Source organism: Aliiroseovarius salicola, assembly GCF_027891095.1.
Classification (GTDB): domain Bacteria; phylum Pseudomonadota; class Alphaproteobacteria; order Rhodobacterales; family Rhodobacteraceae; genus Aliiroseovarius; species Aliiroseovarius salicola.
In genome coordinates this window covers 310,534-325,840 of sequence record NZ_JAQIIO010000002.1, presented here as the reverse complement: position 1 = coordinate 325,840, position 15,307 = coordinate 310,534, and the positions used below count along the sequence as shown (strand labels likewise).

Annotated in this window: 13 protein-coding genes; 3 read left to right on the top strand and 10 right to left on the bottom strand. The window is 58.5% G+C overall.

Features of this window, described 5'->3' with window-relative positions; all coding sequences use genetic code 11:
- Nucleotides 1-20 precede the first annotated feature (20 nt).
- The 7 genes from rodA to O2N63_RS05220 form a co-directional block, all read right to left on the bottom strand.
- A complete protein-coding gene (gene rodA, locus O2N63_RS05250) occupies nucleotides 21-1,169 on the bottom strand; it encodes a rod shape-determining protein RodA (protein ID WP_271053182.1) in 1,149 nt (382 codons plus the stop codon).
- A complete protein-coding gene (mrdA, locus tag O2N63_RS05245) occupies nucleotides 1,166-3,118 on the bottom strand; it encodes a penicillin-binding protein 2 (RefSeq protein ID WP_271053181.1) in 1,953 nt (650 codons plus the stop codon). The genes rodA and mrdA overlap by 4 nt, the downstream gene beginning before the upstream one ends.
- Entirely contained in the window at nucleotides 3,115-3,654 is a 540-nt protein-coding gene (locus tag O2N63_RS05240) for a rod shape-determining protein MreD (protein WP_271053180.1), read from the bottom strand. Before O2N63_RS05240 ends, mrdA begins: the two co-directional genes overlap by 4 nt.
- On the bottom strand, nucleotides 3,651-4,586 hold the full coding sequence (mreC, locus tag O2N63_RS05235; protein ID WP_271053179.1) for a rod shape-determining protein MreC: 936 nt from the start codon (nucleotides 4,584-4,586) through the stop codon (nucleotides 3,651-3,653). The genes O2N63_RS05240 and mreC overlap by 4 nt, the downstream gene beginning before the upstream one ends.
- Nucleotides 4,587-4,632: 46 nt before the next feature.
- The gene (locus tag O2N63_RS05230) at nucleotides 4,633-5,670 is read right to left on the bottom strand and encodes a rod shape-determining protein (protein WP_271053178.1); all 1,038 of its coding nucleotides are present in this window, start codon (nucleotides 5,668-5,670) and stop codon (nucleotides 4,633-4,635) included.
- A gap of 225 nt (nucleotides 5,671-5,895) precedes the next feature.
- A complete protein-coding gene (locus tag O2N63_RS05225) occupies nucleotides 5,896-7,437 on the bottom strand; it encodes a 2-isopropylmalate synthase (RefSeq protein ID WP_271053177.1) in 1,542 nt (513 codons plus the stop codon).
- Between the two features lie 416 nt (nucleotides 7,438-7,853).
- The gene (locus O2N63_RS05220; RefSeq protein WP_271053176.1) at nucleotides 7,854-9,359 is read right to left on the bottom strand and encodes an MORN repeat-containing protein; all 1,506 of its coding nucleotides are present in this window, start codon (nucleotides 9,357-9,359) and stop codon (nucleotides 7,854-7,856) included.
- 178 nt (nucleotides 9,360-9,537) lie between these two features.
- On the opposite strand from O2N63_RS05220, the gene O2N63_RS05215 reads away from it, so the two are divergent.
- Nucleotides 9,538-11,199 carry an NAD+ synthase gene (locus tag O2N63_RS05215; protein WP_271053175.1) on the top strand — a complete coding sequence of 554 codons (1,662 nt, stop codon included), beginning with the start codon at nucleotides 9,538-9,540 and terminating at the stop codon, nucleotides 11,197-11,199.
- 37 nt (nucleotides 11,200-11,236) lie between these two features.
- On the opposite strand, the gene O2N63_RS05210 is transcribed toward O2N63_RS05215, so the two are convergent.
- Nucleotides 11,237-12,187, bottom strand: coding sequence for an MBL fold metallo-hydrolase (locus O2N63_RS05210; protein ID WP_271053174.1), 951 nt, complete (start codon nucleotides 12,185-12,187; stop codon nucleotides 11,237-11,239).
- 117 nt (nucleotides 12,188-12,304) lie between these two features.
- Between O2N63_RS05210 and O2N63_RS05205 the strand changes: the two genes are divergently transcribed.
- Entirely contained in the window at nucleotides 12,305-12,733 is a 429-nt protein-coding gene (locus tag O2N63_RS05205) for a DUF1801 domain-containing protein (protein ID WP_271053173.1), read from the top strand.
- Nucleotides 12,734-12,846: 113 nt separating this feature from the next.
- Here O2N63_RS05205 and O2N63_RS05200 read toward each other — a convergent pair whose 3' ends face one another.
- Nucleotides 12,847-13,287, bottom strand: coding sequence for a CopD family protein (locus tag O2N63_RS05200; RefSeq protein WP_271053172.1), 441 nt, complete (start codon nucleotides 13,285-13,287; stop codon nucleotides 12,847-12,849).
- 149 nt (nucleotides 13,288-13,436) lie between these two features.
- Here O2N63_RS05200 and gltX point away from each other — a divergent pair, with 149 nt between their 5' ends.
- On the top strand, nucleotides 13,437-14,762 hold the full coding sequence (gene gltX, locus O2N63_RS05195) for a glutamate--tRNA ligase (RefSeq protein WP_271053171.1): 1,326 nt from the start codon (nucleotides 13,437-13,439) through the stop codon (nucleotides 14,760-14,762).
- Between the two features lie 70 nt (nucleotides 14,763-14,832).
- Here gltX and O2N63_RS05190 read toward each other — a convergent pair whose 3' ends face one another.
- Complete coding sequence (locus tag O2N63_RS05190) at nucleotides 14,833-15,276, bottom strand: DMT family transporter (RefSeq protein ID WP_271053170.1); 444 nt, start codon at nucleotides 15,274-15,276, stop codon at nucleotides 14,833-14,835.
- Nucleotides 15,277-15,307 lie beyond the last annotated feature (31 nt).

The following is a 15,307-nucleotide window of genomic DNA, read 5'->3' as shown; positions in this document are numbered from 1 at the left end:
TTTGTCCTCTGATGGCCAGGCTAACGCTTTTGCCGCGCCCGGTGTACATGGGCAGACTGCACCAGACCAAAGCCGATGAGAAGCACCAACATCGACGAGCCGCCATAGCTCACCATCGGAAGCGGCACACCCACCACCGGGGCCATGCCCATCACCATCGACATGTTGACCGCAAAAAACAGGAAGAAGGTCACGGCAACACCAAGGATCAGAAGGGACGAGAACCGGTCGCGGTTCTGCACCGCCGAAATCACGCAGAAGATCAAGATCAGCACGTAAAGCCCCAAAAGCCCCGCACCGCCAAGAAAGCCGAATTCTTCGGCAAGCGTGGTGAAGATAAAGTCGGTGTGTTTCTCCGGCAGGAAGTTCAGCCGCGATTGCGTGCCCTGCATAAAGCCCCGCCCGGTCCAACCGCCTGACCCCAAAGCGATCTTTGATTGCGTAATGTGATAACCCGCCCCCAGCGGATCGGTGGAGGGGTCAAGAAACGTATCGATCCGGCGATACTGATAATCCTTCAAAAGCTGCCACGGCGTGCCGCGCGAGGTGAAAACCGACGTGATCAGACCGACACCCGCACCGATCACCACGGCGAAATACCACAGGCTGACACCTGCCAGAAACATGATCGCGCCCCCGCCCATCAGCAGCAGAAGCGAGGTGCCAAGATCCGGCTGTTTCAACACCAGAAACACCGGCAGCAGGATAATCGCCACCGGCAACAACACCCAGAAGGGGCGCGAGGTTTTGGTGGTCGGCAACCAGTCATAATAGGCTGCGAGCATCATCACCAATGTGATCTTCATCAACTCAGAGGGTTGCAGCCGCATAAAGCCAAGGTCAATCCAGCGCTGCGCCCCCATCTGGGTTGACCCGATAAACTCGACCAGCACCAGAAGCACCAGCGACAGCAGATATCCCAGCCCCGCCATATTGCGCCAGAACCAGGCGGGCACCATGGCGATGATGAACATCATGACCATGCCCAGCACAAATCGCTTCATCTGCGCGGCCGACCAAGGGTCCAGATCGCCTCCGGCGACAGAGTAGAGCATGATGAACCCGACACCTGCGACCGCTGTCAACAAAAGCACCAGATACCAGTTCAGATACAGGACCTTACGCAGGCCGGATGGCACGTATTTGACGTTATATTCAAGATAACTCATGCACGGCCACTCCCGCCCAAACCCTCTTCGGGAGGCAGTGTCATCATGTCCTCGATCTCTTCCTGTCGGGACCGGATGGTGCCACGTTGCGAAGACGGGTAGGCCTCAAGCGGAGGTCTGCCGCCATAAAGCGTTTGCAACATGATGTCGCGGGCAATCGGGGCGGCAGCTTTGGACCCGCCACCGCCGTGTTCCACAACCACCGAAACTGCATAGCGCGGTGCCTCGGCGGGGGCGTAACCGACAAACAGCGCGTGGTCGCGACGGTCCCACGGCAGGTCTTCGTTGCGGGTCACACCACGGGCGCGTTCGGCTTTGGTGATATTACGAACCTGGCTGGTACCGGTCTTACCGGCCATGCGGAACTCATCCCCGGTGATCTTCGAGCGCCCCGCGGTGCCGCGCCGCGCATTGACCACGTCATACATGCCTTTGCGCACCGCAGCGAGGCTCGAGGAGGAAATTCCCAACGGCTCTTGCTCGGCGATCGGCTGCTCCACACCGTTGATCGAGCGCACAAGGCGCGGTTCGACGGTGCGGCCGGTGGCGATCCGGGCGGTCATCACCGCCAATTGCAGGGGCGAAGTCAGCACAAATCCCTGACCGATCCCCGCATTCAAACTGTCGCCCACCACCCATTCGGCACTGCGGTGTTCCCGCTTCCAGGCCTTGTTGGGGATCAGACCCTGCGCCACCGCGGATAGGGGCAGATCATGTCTGATCCCCAACCCCAGTCGCCGCGCCATCTCGGCGATCTTGTCGATCCCAACACGCTGTGCAACCTCGTAGTAATACACGTCACAACTTTGCTCGAGGCTCTTGCCCAGAGCGACCTTGCCGTGCCCGCCCCGTTTCCAACAGTGGAAGTTGCGGTTGTAGACCTTGATCTTGCCCCAGCAGGATACGGTTTCATTCAGATCAATCACCCCTTCTTCCAGCGCCGCCAATGCGGTGACCATCTTGAAGGTCGATCCGGGGGGATAGGTGCCCTGCGCCGTCTTGGCGGCCAGCGGGCGATAGGGATCTTCAAGCAACGCCTTGTAGTCGGACGATGAAATCCCATGCACAAATTTATTGGCATCAAAGGTCGGGGCTGATCCCAGCGCGAGGATATCTCCGGTCTTGGTATCCAGCACCACGGCGGCGGCGCTTTCGCCAGCCATACGCGCCTGAACATAGCTTTGCAGCTTGGCGTCAATGGTCAGCTGGACATCATCCCCCGACTGTCCCTCCTGTCGCGAAAGCTCGCGCATCTCGCGCCCCAGTGCATTCACCTCGATTTCGCGCGACCCGGCCGATCCGCGCAGGGCATATTCCATTTTGACCTCGACCCCGGATTTACCGATCTGGAACCGCGGGATCTGCAACAGAGGATCAGGGTCCTCAAGCTTGGACAAATCATAGTCCGACACCGGTCCGACATAGCCAATCACATGGGCAAAATCGCCGACCTGAGGATAGATGCGCGACAGGCCGACCTCGGGTGTAATGCCCGGAAGCGCTGGGGTGTTCACGGCGACTTCCGAGACCTCTTCCCAGCTGACCCGATCCGCGACCGTCACCGGCACAAAGGCTGACCGGCGTTTCATTTCCTTGAGTGCATCCTGAATGTCTTCTTCCGAAAGCCAGATGATCTTGCCCAACCGGCGCAACACCGCCTCGGGGTCATCGGCATCTTCGCGCACAATCACAATGCGGTAGTTCTGTTCGTTCCCGGCAATCAGCACACCGTTGCGGTCATGGATCAAGCCGCGCGATGGCGGGATCAGGCGAAGGTTGATGCGGTTTTCTTCGGCCAGAAGGCGATATTCTTCTCCCTGATCCACCTGCATGAACCGCATCCGACCGAGAAGAAGTGCGGCGAAGCTGACCTGCAATCCACCGACGAACAGACCGCGACGGGTAATCGTGCGGGCGCTGCCTTCGGTATCACTGGCGTTGCGTCTCATGCCAACTGCCCCGAGATCTCATCACCGCCCGGCTGCAATTTGCGGATGCCAAAGACATAAACAGTGGCCAGCACTGCGAATGGATATGAAGCGACCGTCGACATCAGGAACAAAGTCTCACGCCCAAGGCTGACCTGTTCAACCAGAAACAATCCCATCAGCAATCTTTGGCCCACAAACATCAGAACCAGCGTGCCCGCAACCATGCCGAATTCCATGAGAAAGGACTGTTCACGCAGACTGGATTCTCTGCGGCGCAGGAATTCGGTGCCGATCACAATCATCATGGTACGCACCCCCGGCGTGTTCAAAAGCAGCATATCCGCAAGAAAGAACAGCGCGGCGATCAGGAAAACCGGGGCGTAATCCGGGCGGCGCAGCACCCAGGCCATGACCAGAACCAACAACAGGTCCGGACCGGGCAGACGCCCCGCCCCAAGGTCAAGCGGCAACATCCGCACAAACAGCACCAGAACCGCCACGGCGATCAGCACCAGTCGGTAAAACCAGCGATTGAAGGTGATCCGATCCATCATTGGGTGGCCTCCCCGTCAGTCGTGCTTGTCGTGCCCTCCTCGGACAGCAGTTCTTCTATCGGTGGGACCGCCGGTCGCGTGACGATCAGCCCACCGGCATCCAACACTTCTTCTCCTGGATGGCTGCGCAGCACACGCAGGAACTCTAGCCGTTCATAATCCGCAGACAGGCGGACGCGCAGTCGGCGATCCGTGCCCATGGCGATATGACCCACCAAAAGCCCCGCCGGAAATACGCCGCCATCACCTGAAGAAATCACCCGATCCCCAGGGCGCACTTTTTCCGGGCTTTCCAGATATTCCAAAGGCGGGGTGGCGGTGTTATCTCCTCGCAGCAGCGCGGTCTGCCCGGAGGGCTGCACCGAAATCGGAATGCGCGAGTTGCTGTCGGTCAAAAGCACCACCCGACTGGTCTGATTGCCGACACCGGAAATGCGACCCACAAGTCCAAGACCATCCGTGGCCGCCCAGCCATCCACAATCCCGTCCCGCATGCCCACATTCAAAAGCACCGATTGCCGGAACGGCGACCCGCTATCGGCCAGCACCACACCTGTCACGTAAGACAGCTGCGCATCCAGCCGCACATTGTTCAGATTGAGCAGCTTGGCGTTTTCCTGCTCGAGCTGGAGCGCGGCTTCTTTCCAGGCTTTCATCTGGCGAAGCTCGCGACGCAGCTCTTGGTTTTGTTCATAAATCCGGGTGTAGCTTTGGAAATCCTCAGCCATGCCAACAAGGCTGGTCACCGGAACCAGCGCCCATTCGAAATTGGGCACCACCCGATCAATCAGCTGGGCGCGGAACCGTTCGACCCGAGGGCTGTCAATGCGCCAGACCAGAAAGACAAGCAGCAGGAACAGGATCAAAATCCCTACGAAGAGCCGACGAAGCGGCCCCACATAGTCGGTATTCTGTTGTCTGTTTGTCGCCAAAACGGCCTCCGCTTACGCAGGGGTTGCGCCAGCCCCGGACCGTCGATCAGCTGTCGTAATCGATCACGTGGCGCAGTTGCTTTTCATATTCAAGCGCCTTGCCGGTGCCCAATGCAACACAATTCAGGCTTTCATCAGCAACCGAGATCGACAGACCGGTCTGTTCGCGCAGCGCCAGATCCAGATCTCCCAGAAGGGCGCCACCACCGGTCAGCATCACGCCGCGGTCCACGATATCCGCAGCCAGATCTGGTGGGGTCGCTTCGAGCGCGGTCATCACAGCTTCGCAAATCTGCTGCACCGGTTCGGCGAGCGCTTCGGCCACCTGCGCCTGATTGATCTCAGTCTCTTTCGGCACACCGTTCAGAAGGTCACGGCCACGGATCTGCAACGACGCGCCACGCCCATCGTCCGGCATCCGGGCGGTGCCGATTTCGGTCTTGATCCGTTCGGCCGTCGCCTCGCCCACCAGAATGTTCTGGTTGCGGCGCAGGTAAGAAACAATGGCGTCATCCATGCGGTCGCCGCCCACGCGCACCGAGCGCGCATAAACGATGTCACCAAGGGACAAGACCGCCACCTCGGTGGTGCCACCGCCAATATCGACCACCATGTTACCGGTCGGATCGGTAATCGGCATCCCCGCCCCAATCGCCGCCGCAATCGGTTCAGCCACAAGACCTGCGCGGCGCGCACCGGCCGACAAGACCGACTGGCGAATGGCGCGTTTTTCCACCGGAGTGGCCCCATGGGGCACGCAGACAATGATCTTGGGTTTCGAGAAGGTGGTCCGTCTGTGAACCTTGCGGATGAAGTTCTTGATCATCTCTTCCGCACTGTCGAAATCGGCGATCACACCATCGCGCATTGGGCGGATGGCCTCAATCGATCCCGGCGTACGGCCCAGCATCAGCTTGGCATCTTCGCCCACGGCCAGCACTTTTTTCACGCCATCTTTGACGTGATAGGCCACCACGGACGGCTCGTTCAGGATCACCCCTTTACCTTTGACATAGACCAGCGTGTTTGCCGTGCCCAAATCAATTGCCATGTCCGAAGAGAACAATCCCGCAAACCTTGCCATGTGAAGCCAATCCTCATGAAATGTCTTAAATGCCCGCGACTCCCCCTTGGATGCAGACCTAAGCGTTATAAGCCTCACGCGGCATTGGTGAAAGCCCTAACTGCACAGGTTTGGCGGCTTCTCGCCACCTTTCGGAGTCGGCTTATACAATTCGAACATTTATAAATAGAAAGTGCGGAGATTCCCCCCCGCACTTTCACTAATTCAATATTTCAGAAAATAGCCTCAAACTGCCTCGGGTTTGGTCTTTTCGCGCCGCACCAAGAGGTTATTGAGTGCGTTCACATAGGCTTTGGCAGACGCCACCACAGTATCAGTATGGGCTGACTGGCCCGTCACGATCTTTCCGTTCTCTTCCATTCGCACCGAAACAGTGGCCTGCGCATCGGTGCCCTCGGTCACCGCATGCACCTGGTAAAGCTTCAGCGTGGCTTCATGCGGGAACAGCATCTTAATCGCGTTGAAGGTGGCATCTACCGGGCCATCGCCCTGTGCTGTCACCTGTTTGTCAACGCCGTCGATCTCCATGGTCAGATCCGCCGATTGCGGCGCTTCGGTGCCACAGATAACGCGCAGGAACTTCACCTGCAGGCGGTCATTATCGACATCGGTGCCGTCGGTCATCAGCGCGATGATGTCCTCGTCAAACACCTCTTTCTTGGTGTCGGCCAGATCCTTGAAGCGGACGAACACGTCCTTGAGTTGGTTGTCGCCCACATCAAAGCCAAGGTCATTCAGCTTCGCCTTCAGCGCCGCACGACCCGAGTGTTTGCCCAAGGGCAGCGAGGTCCCGGCGAGGCCAATATCCTCAGGGCGCATGATCTCGAAGTTCTCCGGGTTCTTCAGCATCCCATCCTGGTGAATACCCGACTCATGGGCAAAGGCGTTCTTGCCGACGATGGCCTTGTTGAACTGCACGGGGAATCCCGACACCTGCGCCACGCGGCGCGAGATGTTCATGATCTTCTTGGTGTCGATCTGGGTCGAATACGGCATGATGTCGTGACGCACCTTAAGCGCCATGACCACCTCTTCCAACGCGGTGTTACCCGCGCGCTCACCCAACCCATTGATGGTGCATTCGATCTGACGCGCGCCCGCTTCCACGGCGGCCAGCGCATTGGCGGTCGCCATGCCCAAGTCGTTGTGGCAGTGGGTGGCAAAGGTGATCTCATCTGCACCCGGCACTTTCTCGATCAGCATCCGAATGAGGTCGGCGCTTTCACGCGGCGCGGTGTAGCCCACGGTATCGGGGATATTGATGGTGGTGGCCCCCGCTTTGATCGCAATCTCGATCACCCGGCAGAGGTAATCGTGCTCGGTGCGGGTGGCATCCATCGGCGACCATTGCACGTCATCAACCAAATTGCGCGCATGGCTGACTGTCTCGTGGATCAGATCCGCCATCTCGTCCTGCGAGAGGTTGGGGATCGCCCGGTGCAGCGGCGAAGTGCCGATAAAGGTGTGAATGCGCGGTTTGGCAGCGTTGCGCACCGCTTCGGCACAGCGGTCAATATCCTTGAAATTGGCGCGTGACAGGCCACAGATGGTCGAGTTCTTCGACCGTTGGGCAATCTCGGACACGGCGGCAAAATCGCCTTCTGAGGCAATCGGGAAACCCGCTTCGATGATGTCGACGCCCATCTCATCGAGCAACTCGGCGATCTCGAGCTTTTCGTCATGCGTCATGGTCGCGCCTGGGCTCTGTTCGCCATCGCGCAGGGTGGTGTCAAAGATCAATACGTGATCGGGGTCAGGCTTTGTCATCTCTGTCGTCTCTTCATTTAATCGTGGGCCGGGCACAACGTTGCCCGTGACCTATCCCGGATTGCGGCGGATTACCAGTTTCTAAGGCAGATCAGGGCCAATTCGAACCGGGACAGTATGTGGGGATGTGGCGCGATCAGCATATCCTCTGAGCGGACGCGCCGAATGGCACGCTCAGAGGCGTGTTAGCAGCAGAAGAGCAGCGAAGCCGCGAGGGGCAATATGTGCCTGCGTTACCATGCAGATGACTATAGGGAAGAATTTGCGCGTGAAAAGTGGTTTTTTACGGCATCTACTGTTCACGGCACCCAATGTGCAGCTGGAAAGCACAAGCGAGCCCGCCCCATAACCGTGGCTAACCGCTTTGCCACACCGCCCCGCTTGTGAGGAAAGTTTGCATTCCGATCCGTGATACGTCAGTTGCCAGCCGGGACCGCTGCATCTTCCGGCGGGGTTGCGGCATCACCTTCAGGTGCAGTGCCAGCGGGATCCTCATCCGTGCCATCCCCGGTTGCTTCAGCATCCGGGCGCATGACAGTCCCTTGCAGGAAACCTTCCTCCCAGGTGCCCTCTTCACGCGAGCCGTCGGCGCGGATTACAGCCCCTTCTCCATGGCGTTTTCCGTCCACAAAACCGCCTTCATAACGATCACCATTTGCATAGGTGGCGATCCCCTGACCATGGAACAGACCCGCCCGCCAGTCACCATCATAAGTAAATCCATCGGGTGTCTTGAACATGCCTTTGCCTTCGCGTTGTCCCGCGAAGAAGTTACCTTCATAACTGCTGCCATCTTTCAGGCTCGAAAGCCCTTTGCCCTGCGGCTTTCCGGCTTGCCAGGCTCCTTTGTAGCTTGCGCCATCTGCAGTGGTAAGCGTGCCCTGACCATCATAAAGCGCATTGACGAACTCGCCATCATAGCTCGTACCGTTCGCATAACGCGCCACACCGTTCCCTTCGATCACCCCGGCAAGCCAGTCCCCATCATAGGTTGCCCCGTCGGGATATGAGATCTTGCCAGTTCCATCGGCCAGCCCCTCTCGGAACTGCCCTTCATAGACCGACCCATCGGGATAGGTGACAACACCCTGCCCCTGAATTTCGCCCTGTTCCCAATTGCCCGCGTATTTGTAGCCATCCGTGCCTGTGAACGTGCCTGTGCCGTGGCGCTTGTCTTCCACAAATGCGCCTTCATAGGTGTCGCCACTGGCATAGGTCACTTTGCCCTTACCTTCGCGGGCCCCTGCGTTGAACGGACCTTCGTAGACATCGCCATTCACCTGCGTCAGCTTGCCGGTTCCGTGCATCTGCCCTTTCAGCCAGGCCCCCTCATAGATCATGCCATCTGCCGAGGTGAGCTTGCCCTCTCCGTCGCGTTCATCATCCCGCATCATACCGTCATAGACCGAGCCATCCGGGTAGGTCACGACCCCACGTCCGGTTTTCACACCCACGACCCAGTCGCCCTGATAAACATATCCGGTTGGGCTTTCCATCCGACCCTTGCCGTGATGCAGGGCGTTGCGAAACCCGCCTTCGTATTTCACCCCATTGGCGTAAATGGCCAGCCCGGATCCGTTGATCTTGCCGTCATTCCAGTCACCCTCATAGGTGCCGCCATCCGCAAAGGTGATGCGCCCGAATCCTTCCGGCTTGCCTTTGGCAAAACTACCTTCGTAGAGCGATCCGTTGGGAAAGCGCGCCACGCCCTGCCCGACGATCTGCCCATCCACAAACTCGCCGGTGTATTCATAGCCCGACGGCAGGCGATAGGTGCCCATGCCATGTTGCAACCCGCCCTTGAACGGGCCCTCGTAAACAGCGCCATCGTCATATTGCTTGACCACAATCTCTTGCGCCCAGGCGGCACCTGTGATGGCCATCACGGCCCCGATCGCTGTTGCATGAAACAGGTGCTGCATCCCCAACCCCTTCAAAAGAATAGCAAGAATTCCCCGGTTCCACTCCCGGAGTTCGCCGCAAGCGTAAAGGAGGCCCCTTGTCGAAACAACGCTTTTCCCCTACCCGGCCTTTAACCTCGGCCAAAAGCTGCTACATCTGTGCCGAGAGACGTGACTTACGGCAAGACGAGACACCTGAATGAGTGAGACTTTCCGCCTGACCCTGGCCCAGCTGAACCCAACTGTGGGCGCAATTGCCGCCAATGCCGACAAGGCGCGTGCCGCCTGGGCTGCTGCCAAAGAGGCAGGCAGTGACATGCTGGCCCTGCCCGAAGCCTTTATCACCGGCTATCAGACACAGGATCTGGTGGTGCGCCCGCAGTTTTACCGCGATGCGATGGAGGCGGTGGAAGAGCTCGCCCGCGATTGCGCTGATGGCCCTGCCATGGGGATTGGCGCGCCTTTCCATGATGGCAAGGATCTTTATAACGCGTGGTGGGTGCTGGACGGTGGCAAGGTCAAAGCGCGGGTTCTGAAGCAACGCCTACCCAATGAAACCGTGTTTGACGAGGTCCGCCATTTCACTTCGGCAGCCCCACAAGGCCCGTATTCCCTCGGCCCGTTGCGGATCGGCACACCGATTTGCGAAGACGCCTGGCACGGCGATGACGTCTGTGAGACGCTGGCCGAAAGCGGGGCAGAATTCCTGCTGATCCCAAACGGATCCCCCTATTTCCGCAACAAATACGATGTGCGTCTCAATCACATGGTCGCCCGTGTGGTCGAAACCGAATTGCCGCTGATTTACCTCAATATGGTCGGTGGTCAGGATGATCAGGTGTTTGACGGTGGCAGCTTTGCCCTCAACCCCGGTGGGGAACTCGCCTTCCGCATGGGCGTCTTTGATGAAGAGATCCGCCACGTCGACCTGACCAACACCGCCGATGGCTGGCGCATCGCGGCGGGCGAAGTGGCCCCCCAGCCCGATGAGTGGGAACAAGATTACCGCGCGATGGTCGACAGCCTACGCGATTACATGGGTAAGACCGGGTTCAAACAGGTGCTTCTGGGTCTATCCGGTGGCATCGACAGTGCGATTGTCGCAACCATCGCCGCAGATGCGCTGGGGCCGGAGAATGTGCGCTGCGTGATGCTGCCATCCGAGTATACCTCGCAAGGCTCGCTGGATGACGCCAAGGACATCGCCCAGCGCCTTGGTTGCCAATATGACTTTGTGCCGATCAAGGAAGGTCGCGACGCGATCACCAATACGTTGGCTCCATTCTTTGAGGGTACAAAACCGGATGTAACCGAAGAAAACATCCAGTCGCGCCTGCGGGGGCTTCTGCTCATGGCGCTATCGAACAAGACTGGCGCGATGCTGTTGACCACCGGGAACAAGTCCGAGGTCGCGGTGGGCTATGCGACGATCTATGGTGACATGTCCGGCGGGTACAACCCGATCAAAGACCTCTACAAAACCCGCGTTTTTGAGCAGTGCCGCTGGCGCAACGCCAATCACCGCCCATGGATGAAAGCCCCGGCAGGTGAAGTCATCCCGGTGTCGATCATCGACAAGCCCCCTTCGGCTGAGCTGCGCCCGGATCAGAAGGATGAGGATTCACTCCCGCCCTATGAGGTGCTGGATGCGATCCTTGAGGGGCTTGTGGATCACGAGAAATCGGTTGAGGAACTGGTCGGCGCTGGCTTTGACAAAGCCACGGTGAAGAAAGTCGAACACCTGATTTTCATCAGCGAATACAAACGCTTCCAATCCGCCCCCGGCACACGTCTGACCAAAGGCGCATTCTGGCTGGATCGCCGCTATCCGATTGTGAACCGCTGGCGGGACATGAGCTGATGGCCACATCCCGCTCGGCTTGGGGACTATCGTGGGCTCACCCCATCAACAGCTGATAGCTGTGCGGGACATAGTGAAAACCGCCGTCCCGTTCTTCGACATAGCCCAGCGCTGGGAAGGGCATGTGATAGCCGATGAAGGGCATCTTCTCAGCGGCCATCATCGACAGAAGGCTGCGCCGCGTGGCGGCCGCCCCGGCCTTGTCCATGTCAAACTTCACCTCCCAATCCGGGTAGGCCAGCGACCAGACATAGTGGTTGGCAAAATCTGCCGCGATCAAAAGTGATTTACCACCGCTGTCCAAACGATATGTCATATGCCCCGGCGTATGACCAAAAGCCGCGACCGCTTCGATACCGGGCACCACAACATCGCCCGCATTGATCATGCTCATCTGTTCGGCCAGCGGCGCAACCTTCTGATCAAACCGCTCATTGCCTGCTGCGGCCCAATGGTCAAACTCCACCGCGCCCGTCACATAACGCGCGTTGGGGAATGTGGCACTGCCATCTCCCATCAATCCGCCGATATGATCGCCATGCATATGGGTGATCACAACAACGTCCACCTGATCGGGTGCATAGCCTGCCGCGCCTATGGCACCGATGATCCCGGCTGGATTAAGCCCCGTATCAAACAACACCAGTTCCACCCCGGTATTCACCAGAGTCGGTGTGAAAAAGAACTGGGCAGCATTTGATGGGATATTGGCCATCTGCGAAGCGGCGTTAAATTCCTCCGCCCCAACATTCATCCCAAAGATCGTCTGTGGGTCGGGCACAGTGCGCATCCCCGCCAACAGCGTAGTCACTTCGAAATCACCCAGTCTGAAGCGGCGGTAATCTGTGGTGGAAATCGGGATTTGCTCTGCCTTGGCGTGGGCAACTTTGCCGGACATCGCGGCAAACGGTGCCGCCGCGCCAGCCATCAACATATGGCGACGTGACAGGTTAGGCGTGGACATACGAAACTTGGTTTTACGTTGCATGTGACTCTCCCTCTTGATCAATGATCGCCTAGAATTGCGAAAAAGAATGGCGTTACTATACTCGATCTGCGCGCCACATTTGTGGGCTCACGCAGATGTGACAGGACCCGGCGAGATATGTCCCAGAACAAAACCCAGCCCACGGATGCCTCGGTAGAGGGTTTTCTGGCAAATGTTGCCCCCAGACAGCGCCATGATGACGGGCTGGTGCTGCTTGATTTGTTCAAGCGCGTCTCGGGGTTTGAACCGGTGATGTGGGGGCCGTCAATTGTTGGGTTCGGCCGATACCATTACCGCTATGCGACGGGGCGCCAGGGTGATTTCCTCGCAACTGGGTTTTCTCCGCGCAAATCCGCCCTCTCGCTCTACATTATGCCGGGGTATCAGGATTACGGAACAATCCTCTCTCGCCTTGGAAAACACAAATCCGGCGCGGCCTGCCTCTATATCAACAAGCTCGATGATGTGGATCTTGAGGTGCTCGAGGAACTCATTCGCGTGGGCTTGTCAGACCTGAACCAGGTTTGGCCGGTTGAACCTCGCTAATCCATCGCTCTTTTCTTCTGACCCAAAATATCCCCGCCGGAGGCATAGGCTCACGCAGTGAGCCACCGATAGCGCGCCAAAGCAAAGCGACGGGCGCCCGACGAGAGGGCCCTTCAAATCCCACCCGTGCGCAAATACGCCCCGGTCATGACAAACAAAACCGATATCACCGTGACCGCCCGGATATGCCAGCCCATCAGGGGCAACGTTTCAGCGGACAGATGGGGGATGACCCGAAACCGCGCATTCAGCGCAAGCCCTGCGGTGGCCCCCAACAGAAGAAGTTTCACCGCAATCCCTGTGGTCAGCATGTCAGAGAAACTGAACCAGAGGCCAAACTCCGGCTCCAGATCATGGGCCAGCCATAGCCCGGTCAGCACCTGAGCCACCAGCGCGGGCATACCAACCCGCTCAAACTCCTGCTCGAACCGTAGTAGGATCCCCGGATCCGCCGCCTTCAGAGCCCGTGGCAACACGGTCAGAGACAGCACGATATGCCCACCAGTCCAAATCGCCGCCCCCAGTAGATGCACCACCATGACCAGATAAAACATGACCGCTCTCAAAAATGATTCCGCCTGCCTTACGCTACCTCTCCCTAGGTGACAGGACTTGACCAATGACAAGTTCCCCCGATTTCCGCCCTTCTGGTGGACAAACGCCCCTCTTTGTGAAAGGACAACCGGGCCAAGGAGACCTGAGTATGACCACCACCCGTTTCGCCCCTTCGCCCACCGGTTACATCCATGTGGGCAACCTGCGCACCGCGCTCTTTAACTACCTGATTGCCCGCAAATCCGGCGGCCAGTTCATCCTGCGTCTGGATGACACCGACCCGGAACGGTCGAAACAGGAATACGCCGATGGGATCATGGAAGATCTCGAATGGCTGGGTCTGACCTGGGATCGGGTGGAAAAGCAATCGAACCGGTTGGAGCGCTATGAACAAGCCGCGCAAGAGCTGCGCGACATGGGGCGTTTCTATGAATGTTTCGAGACCCCGACCGAGCTCGACCTGAAGCGCAAGAAACAGCTCAATATGGGCAAACCGCCGGTCTATGACCGCTCGGCGCTGGCGCTGTCGGACGACGAAAAAGCCAAGCTGCGCGAGGACCGCGGTCAAGGTCACTGGCGGTTCAAATTGGATCACGAGCGGATCAATTGGACCGACGGCATCCTTGGCGACATTTCGATCGACGCGGCCTCGGTGTCGGATCCGGTGCTGATCCGTGGCGACGGGCAATTCCTCTACACACTCGCTTCTGTCTGTGACGATGTGGATTTCGGCATCACCCATGTGGTGCGCGGCTCGGATCACGTGACCAACACCGGCACGCAGATCCAGATCATCGAAGCCCTTGGTGGCACGGTGCCAAGCTTTGCCCACCACTCGCTTCTGACCGGCCCGCAGGGCGAAGCGCTGTCGAAACGTCTGGGCACGCTTGCCCTGCGCGACCTGCGCGAACAGGGTGTGGAACCGGCAGCACTCCTGTCACTAATGGCGCGCCTTGGTTCGTCACAGCCGGTTGAGCTGATGACCTCGCTCGATGAGATCACGGAAGGTTTCGATCTGTCGACTTTCGGCGCAGCGCCGACCAAGTTTGACGTGCAAGACCTGTTCCCGCTCACCGCGCGGCATCTTTCGTCACTGCCATATGAGGCCGTGGCCGAGACCGTGACCGGTCTGGGCGTTCCGACCGATCAGGGCGAAGCCTTCTGGAATGTGGCCAAGGAAAACATCACCGTGCTGAAAGATCTGGCTGGTTGGTGGGAGCTGTGTTCGACCGGTGCCGACCCGGTGATCGATGACGAGGACAAGGAATTCGTCGCCGAGGCGCTCGCACTACTGCCCGAAGGTCCGTTTGATGACGATACCTGGGGCGCCTGGACCAAAGAGGTGAAAGCCGCCACCGGCCGCAAAGGCCGCGGACTTTTCATGCCGCTTAGGAAAGCACTCACCGGCATGAGCCACGGCCCCGACATGTCTGCGCTCCTGCCGCTGCTGCAAGTCATCCGCGCGAAGGGATAAGCCCCTTAATAGAAACAGAAAAGCCGCCCCATCCGGGCGGCTTTTTCATTTTGTCGTCATGGTCTGCTCTTCACCTGAAGGTCACCAGATAGACCCCCGCGATTACCAGAATCGCCCCGATCACCTTACCGTAACTCATCGCAGATGCGGGCACGCCGAACAGGCCGAAATAACCAAATACCATTCCGGCAAGCACCTGTCCCGACACCAAGAGGACAAAGAAGGTGCCGATCCCGATTTTGGGGATCAGGAAGCTCGATCCAATGATCATCCCCGCGCTCATCACCCCGGCGGTCAGCAGCCATGGTGGCAGCACGGTGATCTTTTGGAACTGCTCCGCCTTGTTGCCCGTCGCAAAGGCGATGATGATGGACGCCGCGAAAGCAATTCCGAAAAACGGAACATTCGCCATCGGACCAGACCCAAGGATCTTGGCTGTCTGAGAAATCATCGGAAGATAGATGGAAATGATCGCGCCCATGAACAGCGCCAATGCGATTAATAAAATTGCCATTATTCCCCCCATTTTGTTCCCGCTTCACCAC